Raw genomic sequence first — 20691 nt, 5'->3', positions numbered from 1 at the left:
TTTTCGTTTATGGCGGCGGCATCAGCATCGATTTTCGGCAAGGCAGCGCGAGTATGTGTATTATTGAGATTACACACATGGGATGCGACCGTGCGAACGACTCTGGATATCGATAGGGGCTTGCTCGAAGCGGCAATGGCCCCCACGGGATTGGCGACGAAAAAGGCCACGATCGAACAGGCATTGCGAAGCCTCGTCGACAGGCACCGTCAGAAAAATGCGATCGCAGATCTCGCAGGGATCGGGTGGGAAGGCGACCTCGACGAGATACGTCATTCCCCCGCCGACAATCAGGCGGCCGGTGGGTAGAGCAGATCGACGACGTAGCTGGCGTCGAAGCGGGAGTCGAGCATGCCGTAAGTGGAGCGCCAGCCGCCGGCGAGGCGTGTCTCGATGAAGGCGTCGGCGATGCGCCCTGCCCCGAGCCGGTAGAGCTCGGCGGCGCCGGCGGCAAGTGCCAGCTGCTCGACAAGCAGGCGTGCCGCGCCCTCGTCCTGTTCGCAAAGCGCGATTGCTGCGCGCAACACGTCGATCGTCTTCTTGCCGGCAGGGCCGAGATCGCGGGCGAGACCTGCGAAGACCGTCTCGAACAGGTCCTTGCCACGGTTGAGCACGCGCAGCACATCCAGAGCCATCACGTTGCCGGAGCCTTCCCAGATGGCATTAACGGGGGCCTCGCGGTAATGGCGGGCGATCGGGCGCTCCTCGATGTAACCATTGCCGCCGATGCATTCCATCGCCTCATAGATCAGCGCGGGCGCGATCTTGCAGCACCAGTATTTGGCGACCGGCGTCATGACGCGGGCATAGGCCGCCTCCTCGGCATTGCCGCGCGCCTTGTCGAAAGCATCCGCAAGACGGAAGGACAGCGCGGTGGCGGCAGCGACATCGAGTGCCATGTCGGCCAGCACGCGCGTCATGATCGGCTGGTTGACGAGCATCCTGCCGAAGACGCTGCGGCCGCGCGTGTGATGCACGGCCTCGGCCAGCGAGGCGCGCATGATGCCTGAGGAGGCCAGCGCGCAATCGAGCCGCGTCAACGTCACCATGTCGAGGATAGTGCGGATGCCGGCATCCGGGCCGCCGAGCAGGAAGCCGAAGGTGTCGGTGAACTCCACCTCTGAAGAGGCGTTAGAGCGGTTGCCGACCTTATCCTTCAGTCGCTGGAACTGCAGTCCGTTGGCGGACCCGTCCTCCAGCAGGCGCGGCACGAGGAAGCAGCCCATGCCCTCCTTCGTCTGCGCCAGCATGATAAAGGCATCGCTCATCGGCGCCGACATGAACCATTTGTGGCCGGAAAGCCGGTAGATGCCTTCGCTGACCTTTTCAGCAGCGCTGCGGTTGGCCCTGACATCGGTGCCGCCCTGCTTTTCAGTCATGCCCATGCCGATCGTCACCGCCGATTTCTGCATGGCGGGCCGGTTGGACGAATCATATTTGCGCGACAGGATCTTCGGCGCCCAGTCCTTCTGCACAGCAGGGGACGCCGACAGCGCGGCCACCGAGGCGCTCGTCATCGTCAGCGGGCAGAGATGGCCAGATTCCAGCTGTGCCGTCAGGTAAAATCGCGCGGCGCGGACCTTGTGGCCCGCGTCCTTCGCCTCAATATCGGCCTGCGGATCCCAGACGGAGGAATGCAGGCCGACCGACATGGAGCGACGCATCAGCGCGTGCCAGGCGGGATGAAACTCAACGACATCGAGGCGCTCGCCGCGCGGACCATGGGTGCGCAGCTGTGGCGCCCCCTGGTTTGCCATGCGCGCCAGCTCCTGTGCCTCCGGCGAGGTGACGTAGCGGCCGATATTTTCCAGGTCTTCACGGATGCCGCGCGGCAAGGCCGCCGTCAGATCGACAATCAGCGGATCGGACCGATAGGCATTGATGCCGGACCACAGGCTCGGCTGGTTGAGTTCTGCGAGTTTGTCGTCAGTCCGGTTTGCGGAGGTCATTGTTCGCTTCTAGTGCAAGAACCCGGCAAGGAAAACCGGAAGTTATGATTCGCTTCATTCTGCTCTATCGGAATTCGGGCGAAAATGCATGGGGACATAAGCCTTTGCCCACAGCGCGTGCTTGCCCCGGCGGGCGGCACTCATTATAGACCGCAAGAGACAGCAAGAGGCAGGGTCATGGTCTTTTTTCCCCACCGCCACCTCATTGGCATCAAGGGCCTCACCGAGCAGGATATCACCTATCTTCTCGACAAGGCCGACGAAGCCGTCAAGATCAGCCGCCAGCGAGAGAAGAAGACGTCGACGCTGCGCGGACTGACGCAGATCAATCTCTTCTTCGAGGCATCGACCCGCACACAGGCCTCCTTCGAGCTTGCCGGCAAGCGGCTTGGCGCCGACGTGATGAACATGTCGGTCGGCAATTCCTCGGTGAAAAAAGGCGAAACGCTGATCGATACGGCGATGACGCTGAATGCGATGCGCCCGGACGTGCTGGTGATCCGCCATTCAAGCGCCGGTGCGGCCGCCCTTCTCGCCCAGAAAGTCTCCTGCTCGGTCGTCAATGCCGGCGACGGCCAGCATGAACACCCGACCCAGGCGTTGCTCGACGCGCTGACGATCCGCCGCGCCAAGGGCAAGCTTTCGCGCATCATCGTAGCGATCTGCGGCGACGTGCTGCACTCGCGCGTGGCGCGCTCCAATATCCTGCTGCTGAACGCGATGGGCGCACGCGTGCGCGTCGTCGCGCCCGCCACCCTCCTGCCCGCCGGCATCGCCGAGATGGGCGTCGAGGTGTTCCACTCGATGAAGCAAGGATTGAAGGACGCCGACGTCGTGATGATGCTGCGGCTGCAGCGAGAACGCATGTCCGGCGCCTTCGTGCCGTCGGTGCGCGAATATTATCACTTCTACGGACTCGACGCCGAAACGCTGAAAGCGGCGAAGGATGATGCGCTGGTCATGCACCCCGGGCCGATGAACCGCGGCGTCGAGATCGCCTCCGAGGTAGCCGATGGTCCGCAGAGCGTGATCGCCGAACAAGTGGAAATGGGGGTCGCAGTGCGCATGGCCGTCATGGAGACGCTGCTCGTCTCGCAGAACCAAGGTCCCCGAACCGACGGAATGATGGCATGAGCAACTCGATCGTCCTCAAGAATGTCCGCATCGTCGATCCCTCGCGCAATCTCGACGAGATCGGAACGATCGTCGCTAAAAATGGCGTGATTCTTGCCGCTGGCAGCGGGGCCCAGAACCAGGGCGCGCCGGAAGGCGCCGTCGTGCGCGACTGCACCGGCCTCGTGGCAACGCCCGGCCTCGTCGATGCGCGCGTCCATATCGGCGAGCCCGGCGGCGAGCATCGCGAGACGATCGCCTCGGCGAGCCGGGCGGCGGCGGCCGGCGGCATCACTTCGATCATCATGATGCCGGACACCGATCCCGTCATCGACGACATCGCGCTGGTCGAATTCGTCAAGAAGACGGCGCGGGACACGGCCGCCGTCAACGTCTATCCGGCAGCCGCCCTCACCAAGGGTCTTGCCGGCGAGGAGATGACGGAGATCGGCCTGTTGATGCAGGCGGGAGCCGTCGCCTTCACCGATGCCCATTCCAGTGTCCATAACACACAGGTGCTGCGCCGGATCATGACCTATGCGCGCGAATTCGGCGCCGTCATCTCCTGCGAGACCCGCGACAAATATCTCGGCGCCAATGGCGTCATGCATGAGGGCCTTTTCGCCAGCTGGCTGGGACTCTCCGGCATTCCGAAGGAAGCCGAGCTGATCCCGCTCGAACGCGATCTCAGGGTGGCAGAGCTGACGCGCGGCCGTTATCACGCCGCGATGATCTCCGTGCCGGAGTCGGTCGAGGCCATCGAACGCGCCCGCAGCCGTGGCGCCAAGGTGACCTCGGGCATCTCGATCAACAATCTGGCGCTCAACGAGAACGACATCGGCGAATACCGCACCTTCTTCAAGCTCTATCCGCCGTTGCGCCCGGAGGACGATCGAGTCGCCATGGGCGAGGCGCTTGCGAGCGGCGCGATCGACATCATCGTCTCCTCGCACGACCCGCAGGATGTCGACACGAAGCGGCTGCCATTTGGCGAGGCGGCCGATGGCGCAGTCGGATTGGAAACGATGCTGGCGGCGGCCCTCAGGCTTCACCATGGCGGCCAGGTCGGCCTGATGCGGCTGATCGACGCCATGTCCACCCGCCCGGCACAAATCTTCGGCCTTGAGGCCGGCACGCTGAAGCCGGGTGCCGCGGCCGATATCACGCTGATTGATCTCGATGAGCCTTGGCTTGTCGCCAAAGACATGCTTCTCTCCCGCTCTAAGAACACGCCGTTCGAGGATGCGCGCTTCAGCGGGCGAGCGGTTGCGACCTACGTTTCGGGAAAGCTTGTCCACGCGGTTTAAGAGACGATCGGAACGATAAGGAGGGCTGAGGGGGCACATGTTATCCAATCTCATGTCATGGCAGATCACGCTGCCGATCGCGCTTGCGGCCGCCGTCATCGGCTATCTCTTCGGCTCAATCCCCTTCGGCCTGATTCTCACCCGCGCCGCCGGCCTCGGCGATGTGCGCAGCATCGGCTCCGGCAATATCGGCGCGACCAATGTGCTCAGAACCGGAAACCGCAAGCTCGCCGCCGCAACCCTGCTGCTCGACGCCCTGAAGGCATCGGCGGCGGCCTGGATCGTCGGCTATTTCCTCGGTGAGGAGGCCGCGATCATCGCCGGCTTCTTCGCCTTCATCGGCCATCTCTTCCCCGTCTGGATCGGCTTCAAGGGCGGCAAGGGCGTGGCCACCTATATCGGTACACTTCTGGGCGTCGCGCCGATCATGGTGGTGCTATTCGCCGCCATCTGGCTGGCGGTCGCGGTCACCACCCGCTATTCCTCGCTGTCGGCCCTCGTCGCCATGCTCGTCATTCCGATTGCCTTGTTGATACTCGGCAATGAAAAGGTCGCGGCCGTCATGGCGATCATGACGCTCATCTCCTACTGGAAGCACAAGGCAAATATTTCACGCCTGATGGGCGGAACGGAAAGCAAGATCGGGGCGAAAGGATAATGGACGCGCCGAGCGCGGGATCAACAGGTACGGTGCTAAGCGAAAGGCAGAGGATTGCCTGGCTGCGCCTGATCCGTTCCGACAATGTCGGCCCTGCAACCTTTCGCGATCTTATCAATCATTTCGGTTCGGCCGAGGCCGCACTCGCGGCGCTGCCGGAACTTTCGGCGCGCGGCGGCGCGACACGGGCCATCCGCATTGCCAGCGAGGCCGAGGCGCACCGGGAACTGGAGGCGGCCCATCGTTTCGGCGCCCGCTTTATCGGCATTGGCGAGCCGGACTATCCGCAGGCGTTGAAACAGATCGACGGCGCGCCGCCGCTTCTTGCCGTCAAGGGCGCACTTGCTGCCACCAAACGACCGGCCGTCGGCATCGTCGGCTCCCGCAACGCGTCGGCCGCAGGCACCAAATTCGCCGCGATGGTGGCGCGCGACTGCGGCCGGGCGGGTTATACAGTGGTCTCCGGCCTGGCGCGCGGCATCGACACGGCAGCGCATCGAGCAAGCCTCGGCACGGGCACAATCGCCGCCCTTGCTGGCGGTCTCGACAAGCCCTACCCGCCGGAGAATATCGGCCTCATCGAAGAGATAACCGGCGGCAACGGCCTGGCGGTGAGCGAAATGCCTTTCGGCTGGGAGCCCCGCGCCCGTGATTTCCCGCGCCGGAACCGGCTGATTGCCGGCATCGCACTTGGCGTGGTGATCATCGAAGCGGCGATGCGCTCAGGCTCGCTGATCACGGCACGCCTCGCCGGCGAGTTCGGCCGCCTGGTGTTTGCCGTGCCCGGCTCGCCGCTCGATCCGCGCTGTCACGGCACCAATGGCCTGCTCAAGGACGGCGCCTCGATCGTTACCGAACCTGCCGATGTCATCGAAGCCCTGGCGCCGCTTGCGCAACTCGACCTCTTCCCCTTGTCGATGGCGGAGGAGCCGGCACGCGAGAGCCGGGCAATAACGATGCCACCCGGCGATTCGGACCGGATGCGCATCATCGGCGCGCTCGGGCCGACGCCTGTCGAGATCGACGACGTCATCCGCCACACCGGCCTTGCGGCATCCGCGGTCTATCTCATCCTTCTGGAACTCGATATATCAGGCAGGCTGCATCGGCATCAGGGCGGTCTCGTCTCGCTTTCCGATTGAAGCTTGCGTGGAACGGGGGAACTGCGTGTTGAAAACTGCACTGGCGCAATCTAGCATTGTTTTCTGCTGCAAATCTTGTTTCGCTTGCACCGTACGCAAGAAGTAAAATTGTTGCAAACCCCTTGACCGCAGCGATTTCCCTGTCCATGTCGGAGGGCCAGTATCCAAGTTGCGCTGCGTGTTGCGCTGGCTTCCACGCCGGCGCGGCGTCTTTTTTAGAGAATCATCATGAATGTTGTAGTGGTGGAATCGCCTGCCAAGGCCAAGACGATCAATAAGTATCTGGGTTCGGGATACAAAGTGCTCGCCTCCTTCGGCCATGTGCGCGATCTGCCTGCCAAGGACGGCTCCGTTCTTCCCGATCAGGATTTCGAAATGCTCTGGGAGGTCGACGGCGCTTCGGCCAAGCGCATGAAGGACATCGCCGATGCGGTGAAGTCCTCCGACGGGCTGTTTCTCGCGACCGACCCCGATCGCGAAGGTGAAGCGATTTCCTGGCACGTCCTCGACATGCTGAACAAGAAGCGGGTGCTGAACGGCAAGTCCGTCAAGCGCGTCGTCTTCAACGCAATCACCAAGAAGGCCGTCCTCGATGCGATGGCCGATCCGCGCGATATCGACGTGCCGCTGGTCGACGCCTATCTGGCGCGCCGCGCGCTCGACTATCTCGTCGGTTTCAATCTTTCGCCGGTGCTGTGGCGCAAGCTGCCGGGCGCGCGTTCGGCCGGCCGCGTCCAGTCGGTCGCGCTTCGTCTGGTCTGCGACCGCGAATCCGAGATCGAGCGCTTCATTTCGGAAGAATACTGGAACATTTCGGCGCTGCTGAAGACTCCCCGCGGCGATGAGTTCGAGGCCAGGCTGGTTTCTGCGCACGGCAAGCGACTGCAGCCGCGCGCGATCGGCAACGGCGAGGATGCGGGCCGCCTGAAGGCCCTGCTCGAAGGCGCCAGCTATATCGTCGACACGGTCGAGGCAAAACCGGTCAAGCGCAATCCGGGACCGCCGTTCACCACCTCGACGCTGCAGCAGGCCGCCTCCTCCAATCTTGGCTTCTCCGCCTCCCGCACGATGCAGATCGCCCAGAAGCTCTATGAGGGGGTCGATATCGGCGGCGAGACCGTCGGCCTCATCACCTATATGCGAACCGACGGCGTTCAGATGGCCCCCGAAGCGATCGACGCAGCGCGGCGTGCCATCCTCGACCAGTTCGGCGAACACTACCTGCCTGAGAAGGCGCGTTTCTACTCGACCAAGGCGAAGAATGCCCAGGAGGCGCACGAGGCGATCCGCCCGACCGATTTCTACCGCTCTCCGGACCGCGTGCGCAAATTCCTCGACGCCGACCAGATCAGGCTCTACGAGCTGATCTGGAAGCGTGGCATCGCCAGCCAGATGGCTTCGGCCGAGATAGAGCGCACGACGGCCGAAATCACAGCCGAGAACAAGGGCGAGAAGGCCGGCCTGCGCGCGGTCGGTTCGGTCATCCGCTTCGACGGCTTCATCGCCGCCTATACCGACCAGAAGGAGGACGGCGAGCAGAGCGACGACGGCGACGAGGATGGTCGCCTGCCGGAGATCAATGCGCGCGAGACGCTCGCCAAGCAGAAGATCAATTCGACCCAGCATTTCACCGAACCGCCGCCGCGTTATTCGGAAGCTTCGCTGATCAAGAAGATGGAAGAGCTTGGCATCGGCCGTCCCTCGACCTATGCAGCCACACTGGCGACGCTGCGCGACCGCGACTATGTGACGATCGACAAGCGCAAGCTGATCCCGCAGGCCAAGGGTCGGCTGGTGACGGCCTTCCTCGAAAGCTTCTTCACCAAATATGTCGAATATGATTTCACCGCCGACCTCGAGGAGAAGCTCGACCGAATTTCCGCCGGTGAATTGAACTGGAAGCAGGTGCTGCGCGATTTCTGGAAGGATTTCTTCGCGCAGATCGAAGACACGAAGGAACTGCGCGTCACCAACGTGCTCGATTCTTTGAACGAGGCGCTGGCGCCGCTCGTCTTCCCGAAGCGCGAGGATGGCGGCGATCCGAGGATCTGTCAGGTCTGCGGTACTGGCAACCTTTCGCTGAAGCTTGGCAGATACGGCGCCTTCGTCGGCTGTTCAAATTATCCGGAATGCAACTACACCCGCCAGCTTTCTTCGGAAAACGGCGGAGAAGCGGAGGGTGTCGCGCTCAACGAGCCGAAGGGCCTCGGCACCGACCCGACGACCGGCGAGGAACTGACGCTGCGTTCCGGCCGCTTCGGACCCTATATCCAACGCGGCGACGGCAAGGAGGCCAAACGCGCCTCGCTGCCGAAGGGCTGGAAGCCTGAGGATATCGACTATGAAAAGGCGATGGCGCTGATCTCGCTGCCGCGCGATATCGGCAAACATCCCGAAACCGGCAAGATGATCTCGTCGGGCATCGGCCGCTACGGGCCGTTCCTTCTGCATGACGGCTCCTACGCCAACCTGGAGACCGTCGAGGATGTCTTCTCCGTCGGCCTCAATCGAGCCGTGACGCTGATTGCCGAAAAAGCCAACAAGGCGCCGGGCCGGGGTGCGCGCGGTACGCCGGCGGCGCTGAAGACCCTCGGCGATCATCCCGACGGCGGCGCCATCACTGTTCGCGACGGTAAATACGGCCCCTATGTCAACTGGGGCAAGGTCAACGCCACGCTGCCGAAGGGCAAGGATCCGCAAGCGATCACCATCGAGGAGGCGCTTGCGCTGATCACGGAAAAAGCCGGCAAGGCCCCCGCGGGCAAGACGGCTAAGGGGAAAGCCAAGCCGAAGGCGGCCGCCGCCGAAGCCAAGACAACCAAGACGGCCGCCAAGCCGAAGGCAACGAAGGCGAAGGCGCCCGCGAAATCGAAAAAGAGCTGACGTGAGCAAGACACCGCGCGACAGAACGAACACCGCGGGCAAGCGCCCGGGCAAGATCGGCCGCGCCGGCAGGGATATTTCCGCTGTCGAACCGCTGAACATCGTCCACGGCACGCTGCCCTCGCGGGAAGTGATCCTGCGTTTCATCGCCGATCATCCGCAGAAGGCTTCCAAGCGTGAACTTGCCAAGGCGTTCGGGCTGAAAGGCGACAGCCGAGTCGAGCTCAAGCACATGCTGCAGGAGCTCGAGCAGGAAGGCATGCTGCAAAAGAGCCGCAAGTCGCTCATTCGTCCCGGCGCTCTGCCGCCCGTCACCGTTCTCGATATCACGACGCGCGATAAGGACGGCGACCTGATCGGCCGGCCGGCGGAATGGCCAGAGGAGCAGGGTGTGGCGCCTGCCGTCGCCATCCGTCAGCAATCGCCGGCAGGCCGCCAGGGTAAGGGCAAGGCGCCCGTCGCCGGGCTCGGCGACCGAATCCTGGCGAAGATCTTCCCGGCCGTCGATCGCGTCGGGCCGGCTTATACAGCGCGCATCATCAAGGTGATCGACAGGCGCCGCGGTGCGGCGATGGGCGTTTTCCGCAGCGCGCCGGGCGGCGGCGGCCGCCTGTTGCCAATCGAACGGCGCGGCGAAGAGATGGTGATCGACCCCGACTATACCGGCGACGCCAAGGATGGCGACTTGGTCGAGATTGAAGTCGCGCGCCTCGGGCGCTTCGGCCTGCCGCGCGCCAAGGTCCTTTCCGTTGTCGGCTCGGTCGGCTCGGAAAAGGCGATCTCGATGATCGCGATCCATGCACACGGCATCCCGCATATCTTCCCGCCGGCCGTGATCGCCGAGGCGGAAGCGGCAAAACCAGCGACGATGGCGCATCGTGAAGATTGGCGCGACGTGCCGCTGATCACCATCGATCCGGCCGACGCCAAGGACCATGACGACGCAGTTTACGCCGAGATCGACCCCTCGCCCGACAATGCCGGCGGCGTCATCGTCACCGTCGCGATCGCCGACGTCTCCTGGTATGTCCGCCCCAATTCGCCGCTCGACCGTGAGGCGCTGAAGCGCGGCAACTCGGTCTATTTCCCCGATCGCGTCGTGCCGATGCTGCCGGAGCGCATCTCCAATGATCTCTGCTCGCTGAAGGAAGGCGTCGACCGCCCGGCGCTCGCCGTGCGCATGAGCTTCTCGGGCGAAGGACGCAAGATCGGCCATACCTTTCATCGCATCATGATGAAGAGTGCCGCCAGGCTCTCCTATCAGCAAGCGCAGGCGGCGATCGACGGAAGACCGGATGATCAGACCGGACCAATGCTCGAGCCGATCCTGAAACCGCTCTGGCACGCTTATGGAGTAATGAAGCGCGGACGCGACCGGCGCCAGCCGCTGGAACTCGACATGCCGGAGCGCAAGATCCTGCTGAAACCGGACGGCACGGTCGACCGGGTCTTCGTGCCGCCGCGGCTCGATGCGCACAAGCTGATCGAAGAGATGATGATTCAGGCGAATGTCTGCGCCGCCGAGACGCTCGAGAAGAAGCGTCAGCCGCTCGTCTACCGCATTCATGACGGCCCGACGCTTGCCAAGCAGGAAGTCTTGCGCGAGTTCCTGGCGACACTCGGCATCTCGCTCGCCAAGGGCGGCAATATGCGCGCCAACAGCTTCAACGGCATCCTGGCCAAGGCGGACGGCACGGCACACCAGACCATGGTCAATGAGATGGTGCTGCGCTCGCAGAGCCAGGCGATCTACAGCCCCGAGAATATCGGCCATTTCGGTCTCAACCTGATGAAGTACGCCCACTTCACCTCGCCGATCCGCCGCTACGCCGATCTCATCGTGCATCGGGCGCTGGTCGGTTCGCTCGGCTTCGGCGAAGGCGGCATCACCCCCGACGAAGAAGCCTCGCTCGACGATATCGCCGCCGAGATCTCGACCTTCGAGCGCCGGGCGATGGCAGCCGAGCGCGAGACCATCGACCGGCTGATCGCCCATCATTTGAGCACCCGCGTCGGCGAGGAGTTTGCCGGCCGCGTTTCCGGAGTTACGAAGTCCGGGCTCTTTATTACCTTGCCGGACTATGGCGCCGACGGTTTCGTTCCTATATCTACGCTCGGCACCGATTATTTCATCTATGACGAGGCGCATCAGGCACTGTCGGGTGAAAAGACGGGCCTCGGCTATCGTCTTGGCGACAGCGTCACAGTGAAGCTTGCGGAAGCAATCCCGCTGGCCGGCGCGCTGCGTTTCGAGATGCTGAGCGAAGGACGCGAGATGCCGACGGCGGTGCGTTCCTTCCATAAGGCCGGCCGCCGCGACAGGGGACAGGTCCGCAAGAAACCGGGAACGCGTCCCCCGCGCGGGCGCCGCTAAGCCACGGTGCCGAAAGCAGCAATGGTCCCATTGCGGCGCTTCATGCTTTTTGCCTGAAAGAGGAAGATGCAATGAACACACCGACCGATCCGGTCGTCCGCTACGGGGATGGACCCGAAGCCGAGCGTCCGCTCGGGCGTTCCATCATGCGCGGGCTGTTGAACCGCTGCCCGGCCTGCGGCAACGGCAAGCTCTTCCGCGCCTTCCTGAAACCAGTCGATCATTGCGGCGCCTGCGGCGAGGCGATACATCACCATCGCTCCGACGACCTGCCGCCCTATATCGTTATCCTGGTCCTCGGCCACGTCCTCGTCGGCGGCTACATGCTGACCGATCTGACCTTCGTGTTGCCGGTATGGGTCCATCTTGCCATATGGGCGCCAATCACGGTCATCGCCGCGATCGCCTCGATCCAGCCGATCAAGGGCGGCGTCATCGGCCTGCAATGGGCGCTGCGCATGCATGGTTTCGGCGGCGAGAGCGACAGTCGCGATGATTACGAGCTTCCCCACCGGCCGGATTGAGCGCCTTCACCTTCCAGACATAATTAGCGTGTAGTGCCAGCGCTCCACCGACCACCACCGACACGCGGGAGTCAACGATCTTCAACGACTTGACACGGTAAGCTTTTCTTGTCTGAACACGCTTTACATTCCGCAGATCACATCGGAAATACTGCGAAACGCCGCCCGTCACCTGGATTTGGCACATCTGTGTCCCTTCCATGTGAGACGAGAGGTCGATTCGCTCGCGCAGCTTTCTAAGGATGGATAAATGTCTCAGCCGAGAACCGGCACACCGGGCGATGTCGAAGAAATCCATTGGCCTTCTCTGGTGGCAGCCATCTCGTCCATTTCAGCCGTCGGCATAGCAATCGGTCTCGGACTCCCGCTTCTCAGCATCATCCTCGAAAAACGCGGCATCTCATCCACGTTGATCGGGCTCAACACGGCGATGGCCGGGATCTCGGCGATGGCCGCGGCACCCGTTACCACCAAGCTCGCCCACAAATACGGCGTTGCGCCGACGATGCTCTGGGCGGTGCTGATTTCGGCGCTGAGCGCGCTCGGCTTCTATTATGCCGAGGATTTCTGGATGTGGTTTCCGCTACGTTTCGCCTTCCATGGCGCAACGACGACGCTCTTCATTCTCTCCGAATTCTGGATCAACGCCGCCTCGCCGCCATCCAAGCGCGGCTTTGTGCTCGGCATTTATGCGACCGTGCTCTCCATCGGGTTCGCTGCCGGGCCCCTGCTCTTTTCGATACTGGGCAGCGACGGCATCTTTCCCTTCCTGGTCGGCGCGGGCGCCATCCTGCTTGCCGCCATTCCGATTTTCATCGCCCGTGACGAAAGCCCGGTGCTCGAGGAAAAACCGGAATTGCATTTCATGCGCTACGTCCTGCTGGTGCCGACAGCGACGGCTGCCGTCTTCATCTTCGGCGCGGTCGAAGCTGGCGGGCTGTCACTTTTTCCGATTTTTGCCGTGCGCGCCCATTTCACCGAATCGCAGGCGGCGCTGCTGCTCACCATGATGGGCGTCGGCAATGTCATCTTCCAGATTCCCCTCGGCCTGCTCTCCGACCGCATCCGCGACAAGCGACCGCTTCTGGCAGGGATGGCGCTGATGGGCTTTATCGGCTCGATGACGCTGCCGATCCTCGTCAACAACTGGCTGCTGATGGCCGGGATCCTGCTCTTTTGGGGCGGCTGCGTCTCCGGCCTCTACACGGTCGGCCTCAGCCATCTCGGCTCGCGGCTGACAGGCTCCGATCTGGCTGCCGCCAATGCCGCCTTCGTCTTCTGTTATGCGATGGGAACCGTTGCTGGGCCACAGGTGATCGGCGCAGCAATCGACGTCGCCGGAAACAATGGTTTTGCCTGGGCGATTGCCGCTTTCTTCGGTCTTTATGCCCTACTTTCCGGCATCAGATTGATGTTCGTTCGAAAACGGACTTGACTTTTCGGGCGGGATTCGTAGTTTCGCGCCAGAATTTGCCGTGGAGCCCATCCGGCTTCCACGGCTTTCATTTTCTTAAAGGCAGGACGACCATGGCCAAGGCTACAACAATCAAGATCAAGCTGCTGTCGACAGCCGACACCGGTTTCTTCTACGTCACGACGAAGAACAGCCGTACGATGACGGACAAGATGACGAAGACGAAGTATGACCCGATCGCTAAGAAGCATGTCGAGTTCAAGGAAACCAAGATCAAGTAATCACTTGGCCTGACGGATTTCAAAAAGCGCGCGCCTCCGGGTTGCGCGTTTTTTATTGTCATGGACGATGGCCTTGAAAAATGATAGCGCAAACAGACAAACGCCGCCCTTCCATCTTCGGGAAGTGGCGGCGTTTTCTTGAAAGGGGGTCGGCCAGCATGCAAAACGGCACGAGGAACCGTTATGACTTGCCTACTAGCCGACCGACCCCACGACCCAGGAGATGCGGCGGACCTGAGCATCATGGGGTATCGACAGCTCCTCTGCGGGAGCGCTTCTTTTATGAGCCGATAATTTGCGCAGAAATGAAAGAAAATCAACAAATTCTTAATGATGAATTTTCCGAGCTTGATTCTATGGTTAAAAGTCCAGTTTTGGAACATACAAAGATTCGGCGGCTCTGCTTGACGGCTAAGCCTAATGACGACGGGCTCGAAGAAGTTCGACAATATAACTTACTAACTTAAGCAGCCCCTCCCCTTACGTGAGGTGATGCCACCACACTTTATTTGACCCTGTTGGCGGCGGGCGTTTTTTATAGTCTTCATTTCATTTTGGGCTGGGCTCCGGCATTCCGAAGACTGTCGCGCCGCACCAATATCCACAGCAACGCCGGAGTCCATTTTGGGCTACCGGGCTGGAAAAATCTGGGCCTGCGTCGCACAGGCGAAGGTTAAATATCGGTAATAAACCGCTTACCGCAGTGGAAAACCCGCAAGTGGCCGATATGGCGCCTAAAGTGATTCGTCAGGCAGCCGCCGCGACCACGCGATTGCGGCCGGTATTCTTGGCCTCGTAAAGAGCAAGATCGGCCTGCTTCATCAGCTGGTCCGGGGTCAGCACAGCGCCAATGCGCGAGGCGATGCCGAAGGACGCGGTGACATTCAGGGCTTCACTTGAGCGCTTCAGCACGAAGGGAGCGCTTTCGACAGCCGCGCGCAGGCGCTCGGCGACAGCGGCGGCAACTTCCGGCGAGGTGTCCGGCATCACCACGACGAATTCCTCTCCGCCGTAACGGCAGGCGAGATCGGCGCCGCGGATGGTCGAACGGACGCGGTTTGCGAATTCGCGCAGCACTTCGTCGCCACCGTCATGGCCGTACGTGTCGTTCACCTGCTTGAAACGGTCGATATCAGTGATCAGCACCGAGAGCGGCCGGCCCCGCGCCATCGACCGGTTGAAGAGCACGTTCAGGTGATTGTCGAGATAACGTCTGTTGTAAAGGCCGGTCAGTGGATCGGTCACGGCCAGCTCGATCGTCTGCTTGACGCTGGCGCGCAGACGGTCGTTGTAGCGCTTGCGACGGATCTGCGTCAGACTGCGGGCGACGAGCTCGTTGGGATCGACGGGGCGGATGATGTAGTCGTTGACGCCGAGATCAAGGGCGCGGACGACCATGTCGTCGGCGCCCTGCTCGGTGATGATCAGGATCGGCAGGAAGCGTGTGCGCTCCAGCGAGCGCAGTTGCGAGCAGAGGCGAAGCGGATCGTAATCGTCGAAATTGGCATTGACGATGACGAGATCGAACATGTTCTCGGCCGCCTCGAAGAGGGCCGCCTGCGGATCGGAGAGGGCAAGCACATTGGCGACGGGCTTCAACGCCCTGACGATGCGCTCTTGCGAATTGGCGCGGCCATCGACCAACAACACCTGGCCGGCCTCGTCGCCACGGCCTTCGCCTGCCCGCATCAGATCGCCCATGCCCATCGTATGAGCGGTGTCGGCGCGGATGCGCAGTTCGTCGCTCAACGTCTTCAGCCGCAGCAGGCTCTTCACCCGCGAGATCAGTTGCAGATCGTTGACCGGCTTGGTGAGAAAATCGTCGGCGCCGGCCTTCAGACCGCGCACGCGATCGGCAGGCTGGTCGAGTGCGGTGACCATGACGACGGGGATATGGGCGGTCTTCTGACTGGCCTTCAGCCGCTCGCAGACCTCGAAGCCATCGATACCGGGCATCATGATGTCGAGCAAGATCAGGTCGACCTGGTTGCGCTCGCAGATTGCCAGCGCTTCGTGACCGTCGGCAGCGGTCATCACGTCGAAATACTCCGCGAGCAGCCGCGCTTCAAGCAGCTTCACGTTGGCCGGAATATCGTCAACCACCAGTATTCGCGCGGTCATAAGCGTCTTTCCGATGCGTCAGGCATCGCCCAGATAGGTCTTGATCGTCTCGATGAATTTCGGAACCGAGATCGGTTTGGAAACATAGGCTTCGCAGCCGCCCTGGCGGATCCGCTCCTCATCGCCCTTCATCGCGAAAGCCGTGACGGCGATGACGGGAATGACGTGCAGCTCGTCATCTTCCTTCAGCCATTTCGTGACTTCGAGGCCGGAGACCTCGGGAAGCTGGATATCCATGAGGATGAGGTCGGGACGATGCTTGCGCGCCAGATCGAGCGCCTCCATACCATTTCTCGTCTGGATCGTGGTATAGCCGGACGCCTCGATGAGGTCGCGAAAGAGCTTCATGTTGAGCTCGTTATCTTCTACAATCATCACCTGTTTGGGCATGACAAGCTGTCCCTACGTCCGTTCGCGCAGCGGTTCGTCCCATGGGAAAGGCACATGCGGATGAATAGCTCCGTGAAACCGATAGCGCACGCTAGCGGTATTTGGTTGAAGAAAAGGTAACTTACCCCTCGAAATGCAAAGCAACTTCAAGACTTCGAAACAACAGGCCGACCCGCACGCGACGGCGATCGCCGTGCTCGGCTGGCTTGCCGCCGATCCCGACATGTTCGGTCGCTTCCTCGCACTCACCGGCGTGGCGCCCGAGCAGGTGCGCAACGCGGTCAACGATCCGGGGTTCCTCTCAGGCATGATGGACTTCCTGATGAACCACGAACCGACGGCGATGGCCTTCTGCACGGCGAGCGGCCTCAGCCCGGAGACGGTAACCGCCGCCTGGCGGCATTTCTCTTCGCCGGGGCTCGATTCGGGAGAATACTGAGGGTGACAGAGCTCGATATTTCGCACATCCGACTCGGCGAGCGGCCACTGATTGTCTGTGACGTCGACGATGTCGTGCTGCGGTTCATCGACCCCTTCCAGCTTTTTCTCCAAAGCCTGGGTCACGAATTCCTGCCGCGATCGTTCCGGCTCCACGGCAACATTGTCTCGAAAGCGGACGGCACGGAGATCGAGGGCCGACAGGTCAGCCGGCTGATCGAAGATTTTTTCAAAGCGCAAGAATTGTGGCAGACGCCAGTCGACCGCGTCGTCGAAACGCTCGGCCGGCTTTCGCAGGTCGCCGATATCCTTTTCCTGACGGCGATGCCGCCACGGTTCCAGGATCAGCGCCGCCGCCTGCTGGACAGCGCCGGCCTGCTCTTTCCGCTGCTTGCCAGCGAGCAGCCCAAGGGGCCGATCGTCCATGCACTGCATGCCAGCCGCTCCTTTCCCGTCGCCTTCATAGACGATATGGCGCACAATCTGCATTCTGTCAGGGAATACATGGCCGATTGCCTGCTCATTCACCTGATGCCGGACTCGCCCGTCCATCGTTTCGCGCCGGCGGCAGCCGATGACATCACCCGCGCCACCGATTGGGCGCATGCGGCCGAGGTGATCGAGGCCCATTTCCTTTCCGGCACAGTCAACTGCACAGTTCCAGCCGCATGAGCGGACGGCCGTCTTTGCGTCTGGCAATCGTCTCGAAACCAGCTGCCTCGAAGATTGCCGTCGAGCCGATGCAGAGCGTCACCGATTTCGACTGCTTCACATGATCGATCGGGCAGGCTTCGAGCAGCCGCGCGCCCTGGCGCCGGGCATGGTCGATCGCGCCGGCGAGCAGGCGATGACTTAATCCCCTGCCGCGCAGTTTCGGCAGCAGGAAGAAGCAGCTGACCGCCCAGATAGAGGGATCACGCGCATCCTCCTCCTCCAGCGGCCGCGAGGCGGTGCGCGGTGAATTGAACTGCGGCACGTCGTGGCGCGGCCCGACCTGCACCCAGGCGACCGGTCCGCCATCGGCATAACAAAGAATCCCCGGCGGCGGTCCCGCCCCGATCCGCTCGCGCATATGCGCCTTGCGCTCGTCGGCCGTCATCGTCGTCCTTACCGCATGCGGCAAGCGCAGCGCGACACACCAGCAATTATAAAAAGCCCCCTGCGGGCCGAACAGGGTCTCGAAGTCGCCCCACCGGTCTGCCGTCACCGGCTCGAAACGAAGATCTTTATCCAAAGGCAAAGCTCCCGTCCTCTCTTGTGACTCATAAGCTTAAGGCGTAGTGTCGCGCCGTTCAACCTTTGTTCTCACCATGACGCCCGCGCCTGACAAGACACCCGGCTTCTGTCGCGACTGCCTTGCCGAGCAGAAGGGCGAGGCGCGTCGTTGCCTATCCTGCGGCAGTCCGCGCCTGGTCCGCCATCGCGAACTCTATCGACTGACACTTGCGCATATCGATTGCGACGCCTTCTACGCGGCGGTCGAGAAGCGCGACAATCCCGAACTTGCCGACAAGCCGGTCATCATCGGCGGCGGCAAACGCGGTGTCGTCTCCACTGCCTGCTATATCGCCCGTATCCACGGCGTGCGTTCGGCAATGCCGATGTTCAAGGCGCTGGAGGCATGCCCTCAGGCCACCGTCATACGCCCGGACATGGAGAAATATGTCCGGGTTGGGCGCCAGGTGCGGGCGCTGATGCAGGACCTGACGCCGCTGGTGCAGCCGCTGTCGATCGACGAAGCCTTCCTGGAACTCGGCGGCACGGAGAGGCTGCATCACGATCCACCGGCGCGTACGCTCGCCAAATTCGCTCGCCGCATCGAAAAGGAGATCGGCATTACCGTTTCGGTCGGGCTTTCCTATTGCAAATTCCTCGCCAAGGTCGCTTCCGACCTGCAGAAACCGCGGGGCTTTTCCGTCATCGGCCGTGAAGAAGCGGTGGATTTCCTGGCGCCGCGTCCCGTCACCACCATCTGGGGCGTAGGCAAGGCCTTTGCCGCGACGCTGGAGGCGGACGGCATCCGCACCATCGGCCAGCTGCAGCAAATGGAGGAGAACGACCTGATGCGCCGCTACGGCAGCATCGGCCAGCGGCTCGCCCGGCTGTCGCGCGGCATTGACGACCGCGAGGTGCATCTCAACGACGCCGCCAAGAGCGTTTCGGCCGAAACGACCTTCTTCGACGACATCTCGCGCCACGACGATCTGGTGCCGATCCTGCGCAACCTTTCCGAAAAGGTTTCCTGGCGGCTGAAGAAAAACGATATCGCCGGCCACACCGTGGTGCTCAAGATGAAGAGCGCCGACTTCAAGACGCGCACCCGCAACCGCAAGCTCGAGGATCCGACCCAGCTTGCCGACAGGATCTTCCGCATCGGGCTCGAGCTTCTCGAAAAGGAAACGGACGGGACGAAATTCCGCCTGATCGGCATCGGCGTCACCGATCTCGGCGATGCCACCCGCGCCGATCCGCCCGATCTGATCGACCGGCAGTCAGGCCGGCGGGCGGCGGCCGAAGCGGCGATGGACAAGCTGCGCGACAAGTTCGGCAAGAACACGGTCGAGACCGGCTACACCTTCGGCAGCGGCAAGCGCGATCACTAGAACATCTCGCGCAAAGGTGCGCGCTGTTATCAGAGATGCATACCAATGCTTTAAATCAGGCAGCTCAAACTTTGATTCATGCGACATGCTTTGCCTTTATCTTATGCGTATCGTTGTTGCGGAACCGCTGCACCGTTCCGGGCGAGCCGACGAGTCCGGGTTTTAAAATCTTCCTTAAACTTCGTCCCGTAATGTGCCGAACAGTATTGCGTATGGTTTGGTATCATGTTCTCGCGTCTCGTCTTCGGCCTTGGCTTGCTGTCGGCCACCGCACTCGTGCACCCTGCTCTTGCCGCGGATGCACGCACGCTGCAGATCTTGGTCTCGAAAAACAAGCAGTCGCTTGTGGTTTATGACGGCACCGAGGTCGTCGCGACCTCGAAGGTCTCCACCGGCAAGGACGGCCATACGACTCCGAGCGGCATTTTCTCGGTGCTCGAAAAGCAGAAATACCACGAATCCAACCTCTATTCGGCCGCCCCGATGCCCTTCATGCAACGGCTGACATGGTCTGGCATCGCGCTGCACGAATCCAATTCCGTGCCGCGTTATCCGGCCTCGCACGGCTGCGTACGCATGCCCGGCGCCTTCGCAAAAATGCTCTACCGAATGACGGAGCCCGGCATTCCCGTCATCATCAGCGACGACGAATTGGTGCCGCAGCCGATCGACCATCCGAACCTTTTCCGCCCCGATGCGCCGGCAGCGATGCCGCTGCTTTCGGACGTCGAGCTGCGGCCCTCCATACCCGTCGGTCCCGGGACACCGGTGCAGGTGGCCATGAACGACACCGCCGCGATGCCGATGCCGGCGGTGTCGCCGGTTACCGCGCCGGAGATCCGGCCGCCGTCCGAACCGATCAGCATGCTCGTCACGCGGCGCACGCTGCGCGAAACGGTAATCGACATCCAGACGCTACTCAATCAGCTCGGCTTTTCCGCCGGCGATCCGGACGGCCTGCTCGGTCCGTCGACCGTGCAGGCGATCAACGCCTTCAAGATGCTGCGGCCGACGGAATTTGCCGGCGACAGGAGCCTGGTCTCCGACGCGTTGCTCAAATCCGTCTATGCCGCAACCGGCAAGGGCGAGCCGCCGAACGGCGTCATCATGGTGCGGCAGGCCTTCAAGCCGATCTTCGAGGCCCCCGTGACGATCGCGGATCCGGGCCTGGCACTCGGCACGCATTTTTTCACGCTGCATGCCCTCGATGAGCAGGCCGGCACGGCGGATTGGCTGGGCATCACGCTCGAGAACAGTCTCTCCCGCGAGACGATGAAACGGCTCGGCATCACCAGCCAGGAAAGCTCGATTGTCACGGGCAAGCCGATTGCCCTTTCGCTGAGCCGCATCACGATCCCCGACGAGACCCGCCGCAGGATCGACGCGCTGATCTCGCCCGGCTCGACGTTGACGATCTCCGATACGGGCCTTGGCCGCGAAACCGGCGAAGGCACGGATTTCATCACAATCACCCGGGGCTGATCACGATCAACT

At 62.2% G+C, this 20691-nt stretch carries 18 protein-coding genes; 14 read left to right on the top strand and 4 right to left on the bottom strand.

Annotated elements, in window-relative coordinates; all coding sequences use genetic code 11:
* The first annotated feature begins 90 nt into the window (after positions 1 to 90).
* Positions 91 to 309 (top strand): type II toxin-antitoxin system VapB family antitoxin, encoded by a 219-nt coding sequence (locus tag B5E41_RS26300; protein WP_088396690.1) that lies wholly within the window; start codon positions 91 to 93, stop codon positions 307 to 309.
* Here B5E41_RS26300 and B5E41_RS26295 read toward each other — a convergent pair.
* Positions 291 to 1949: an acyl-CoA dehydrogenase family protein gene (locus B5E41_RS26295; protein WP_088396689.1), complete on the bottom strand. Its 1659-nt coding sequence runs from the start codon at positions 1947 to 1949 to the stop codon at positions 291 to 293. The genes B5E41_RS26300 and B5E41_RS26295 overlap by 19 nt on opposite strands.
* Before the next feature lie 177 nt (positions 1950 to 2126).
* Between B5E41_RS26295 and B5E41_RS26290 the strand changes: the two genes are divergently transcribed.
* From B5E41_RS26290 to rpmG, 9 genes are all read left to right on the top strand, one after another.
* The gene (locus B5E41_RS26290) at positions 2127 to 3083 is read left to right on the top strand and encodes an aspartate carbamoyltransferase catalytic subunit (protein WP_088396688.1); all 957 of its coding nucleotides are present in this window, start codon (positions 2127 to 2129) and stop codon (positions 3081 to 3083) included.
* Positions 3080 to 4369 carry a dihydroorotase gene (locus B5E41_RS26285; protein WP_088396687.1) on the top strand — a complete coding sequence of 430 codons (1290 nt, stop codon included), beginning with the start codon at positions 3080 to 3082 and terminating at the stop codon, positions 4367 to 4369. The genes B5E41_RS26290 and B5E41_RS26285 overlap by 4 nt, the downstream gene beginning before the upstream one ends.
* A gap of 37 nt (positions 4370 to 4406) precedes the next feature.
* The gene (plsY, locus tag B5E41_RS26280) at positions 4407 to 5027 is read left to right on the top strand and encodes a glycerol-3-phosphate 1-O-acyltransferase PlsY (RefSeq protein WP_088396686.1); all 621 of its coding nucleotides are present in this window, start codon (positions 4407 to 4409) and stop codon (positions 5025 to 5027) included.
* A complete protein-coding gene (gene dprA / locus B5E41_RS26275) occupies positions 5027 to 6169 on the top strand; it encodes a DNA-processing protein DprA (RefSeq protein WP_088396685.1) in 1143 nt (380 codons plus the stop codon). Before plsY ends, dprA begins: the two co-directional genes overlap by 1 nt.
* Positions 6170 to 6397: 228 nt before the next feature.
* Entirely contained in the window at positions 6398 to 9052 is a 2655-nt protein-coding gene (gene topA, locus B5E41_RS26270; RefSeq protein WP_088396684.1) for a type I DNA topoisomerase, read from the top strand.
* Position 9053: 1 nt separating this feature from the next.
* Positions 9054 to 11426 carry a ribonuclease R gene (gene rnr, locus B5E41_RS26265; protein ID WP_088396683.1) on the top strand — a complete coding sequence of 791 codons (2373 nt, stop codon included), beginning with the start codon at positions 9054 to 9056 and terminating at the stop codon, positions 11424 to 11426.
* Between the two features lie 71 nt (positions 11427 to 11497).
* The gene (locus B5E41_RS26260) at positions 11498 to 11950 is read left to right on the top strand and encodes a DUF983 domain-containing protein (RefSeq protein ID WP_088396682.1); all 453 of its coding nucleotides are present in this window, start codon (positions 11498 to 11500) and stop codon (positions 11948 to 11950) included.
* Positions 11951 to 12200: 250 nt separating this feature from the next.
* Positions 12201 to 13385, top strand: a complete 1185-nt coding sequence (locus B5E41_RS26255; RefSeq protein WP_011424950.1) for an MFS transporter — start codon at positions 12201 to 12203, stop codon at positions 13383 to 13385.
* A gap of 92 nt (positions 13386 to 13477) precedes the next feature.
* Positions 13478 to 13645, top strand: a complete 168-nt coding sequence (rpmG, locus tag B5E41_RS26250) for a 50S ribosomal protein L33 (RefSeq protein ID WP_003587245.1) — start codon at positions 13478 to 13480, stop codon at positions 13643 to 13645.
* Positions 13646 to 14392: 747 nt separating this feature from the next.
* Here rpmG and B5E41_RS26245 read toward each other — a convergent pair.
* Both B5E41_RS26245 and B5E41_RS26240 read right to left on the bottom strand, forming a co-directional pair.
* Positions 14393 to 15766: a PleD family two-component system response regulator gene (locus B5E41_RS26245; RefSeq protein ID WP_088396681.1), complete on the bottom strand. Its 1374-nt coding sequence runs from the start codon at positions 15764 to 15766 to the stop codon at positions 14393 to 14395.
* An 18-nt stretch (positions 15767 to 15784) separates the two neighbouring features.
* The gene (locus tag B5E41_RS26240) at positions 15785 to 16156 is read right to left on the bottom strand and encodes a response regulator (RefSeq protein ID WP_003547430.1); all 372 of its coding nucleotides are present in this window, start codon (positions 16154 to 16156) and stop codon (positions 15785 to 15787) included.
* 133 nt (positions 16157 to 16289) lie between these two features.
* Here B5E41_RS26240 and B5E41_RS26235 point away from each other — a divergent pair, with 133 nt between their 5' ends.
* Together B5E41_RS26235 and B5E41_RS26230 are read left to right on the top strand one after the other, a co-directional pair.
* A complete protein-coding gene (locus B5E41_RS26235) occupies positions 16290 to 16595 on the top strand; it encodes a DUF3572 domain-containing protein (RefSeq protein ID WP_088396680.1) in 306 nt (101 codons plus the stop codon).
* A gap of 2 nt (positions 16596 to 16597) precedes the next feature.
* Entirely contained in the window at positions 16598 to 17266 is a 669-nt protein-coding gene (locus B5E41_RS26230) for a hypothetical protein (protein WP_088396679.1), read from the top strand.
* On the opposite strand, the gene B5E41_RS26225 is transcribed toward B5E41_RS26230, so the two are convergent.
* The gene (locus B5E41_RS26225) at positions 17241 to 17828 is read right to left on the bottom strand and encodes a GNAT family N-acetyltransferase (protein WP_088396678.1); all 588 of its coding nucleotides are present in this window, start codon (positions 17826 to 17828) and stop codon (positions 17241 to 17243) included. The two genes, B5E41_RS26230 and B5E41_RS26225, sit on opposite strands and share 26 nt — an antisense overlap.
* Before the next feature lie 76 nt (positions 17829 to 17904).
* On the opposite strand from B5E41_RS26225, the gene B5E41_RS26220 reads away from it, so the two are divergent.
* Together B5E41_RS26220 and B5E41_RS26215 are read left to right on the top strand one after the other, a co-directional pair.
* Positions 17905 to 19197 carry a DNA polymerase IV gene (locus B5E41_RS26220; protein ID WP_088396677.1) on the top strand — a complete coding sequence of 431 codons (1293 nt, stop codon included), beginning with the start codon at positions 17905 to 17907 and terminating at the stop codon, positions 19195 to 19197.
* Positions 19198 to 19422: 225 nt separating this feature from the next.
* Positions 19423 to 20679 carry a L,D-transpeptidase family protein gene (locus tag B5E41_RS26215; RefSeq protein ID WP_088396676.1) on the top strand — a complete coding sequence of 419 codons (1257 nt, stop codon included), beginning with the start codon at positions 19423 to 19425 and terminating at the stop codon, positions 20677 to 20679.
* The last annotated feature ends 12 nt before the right edge of the window (positions 20680 to 20691 follow it).

It is taken from the genome of Rhizobium esperanzae (genome assembly GCF_002204185.1).
Classification (GTDB): domain Bacteria; phylum Pseudomonadota; class Alphaproteobacteria; order Rhizobiales; family Rhizobiaceae; genus Rhizobium; species Rhizobium esperanzae.
The sequence above is the reverse complement of the archived record's forward strand: the minus strand, read 5'-3'. Positions and strand labels throughout refer to the sequence as shown.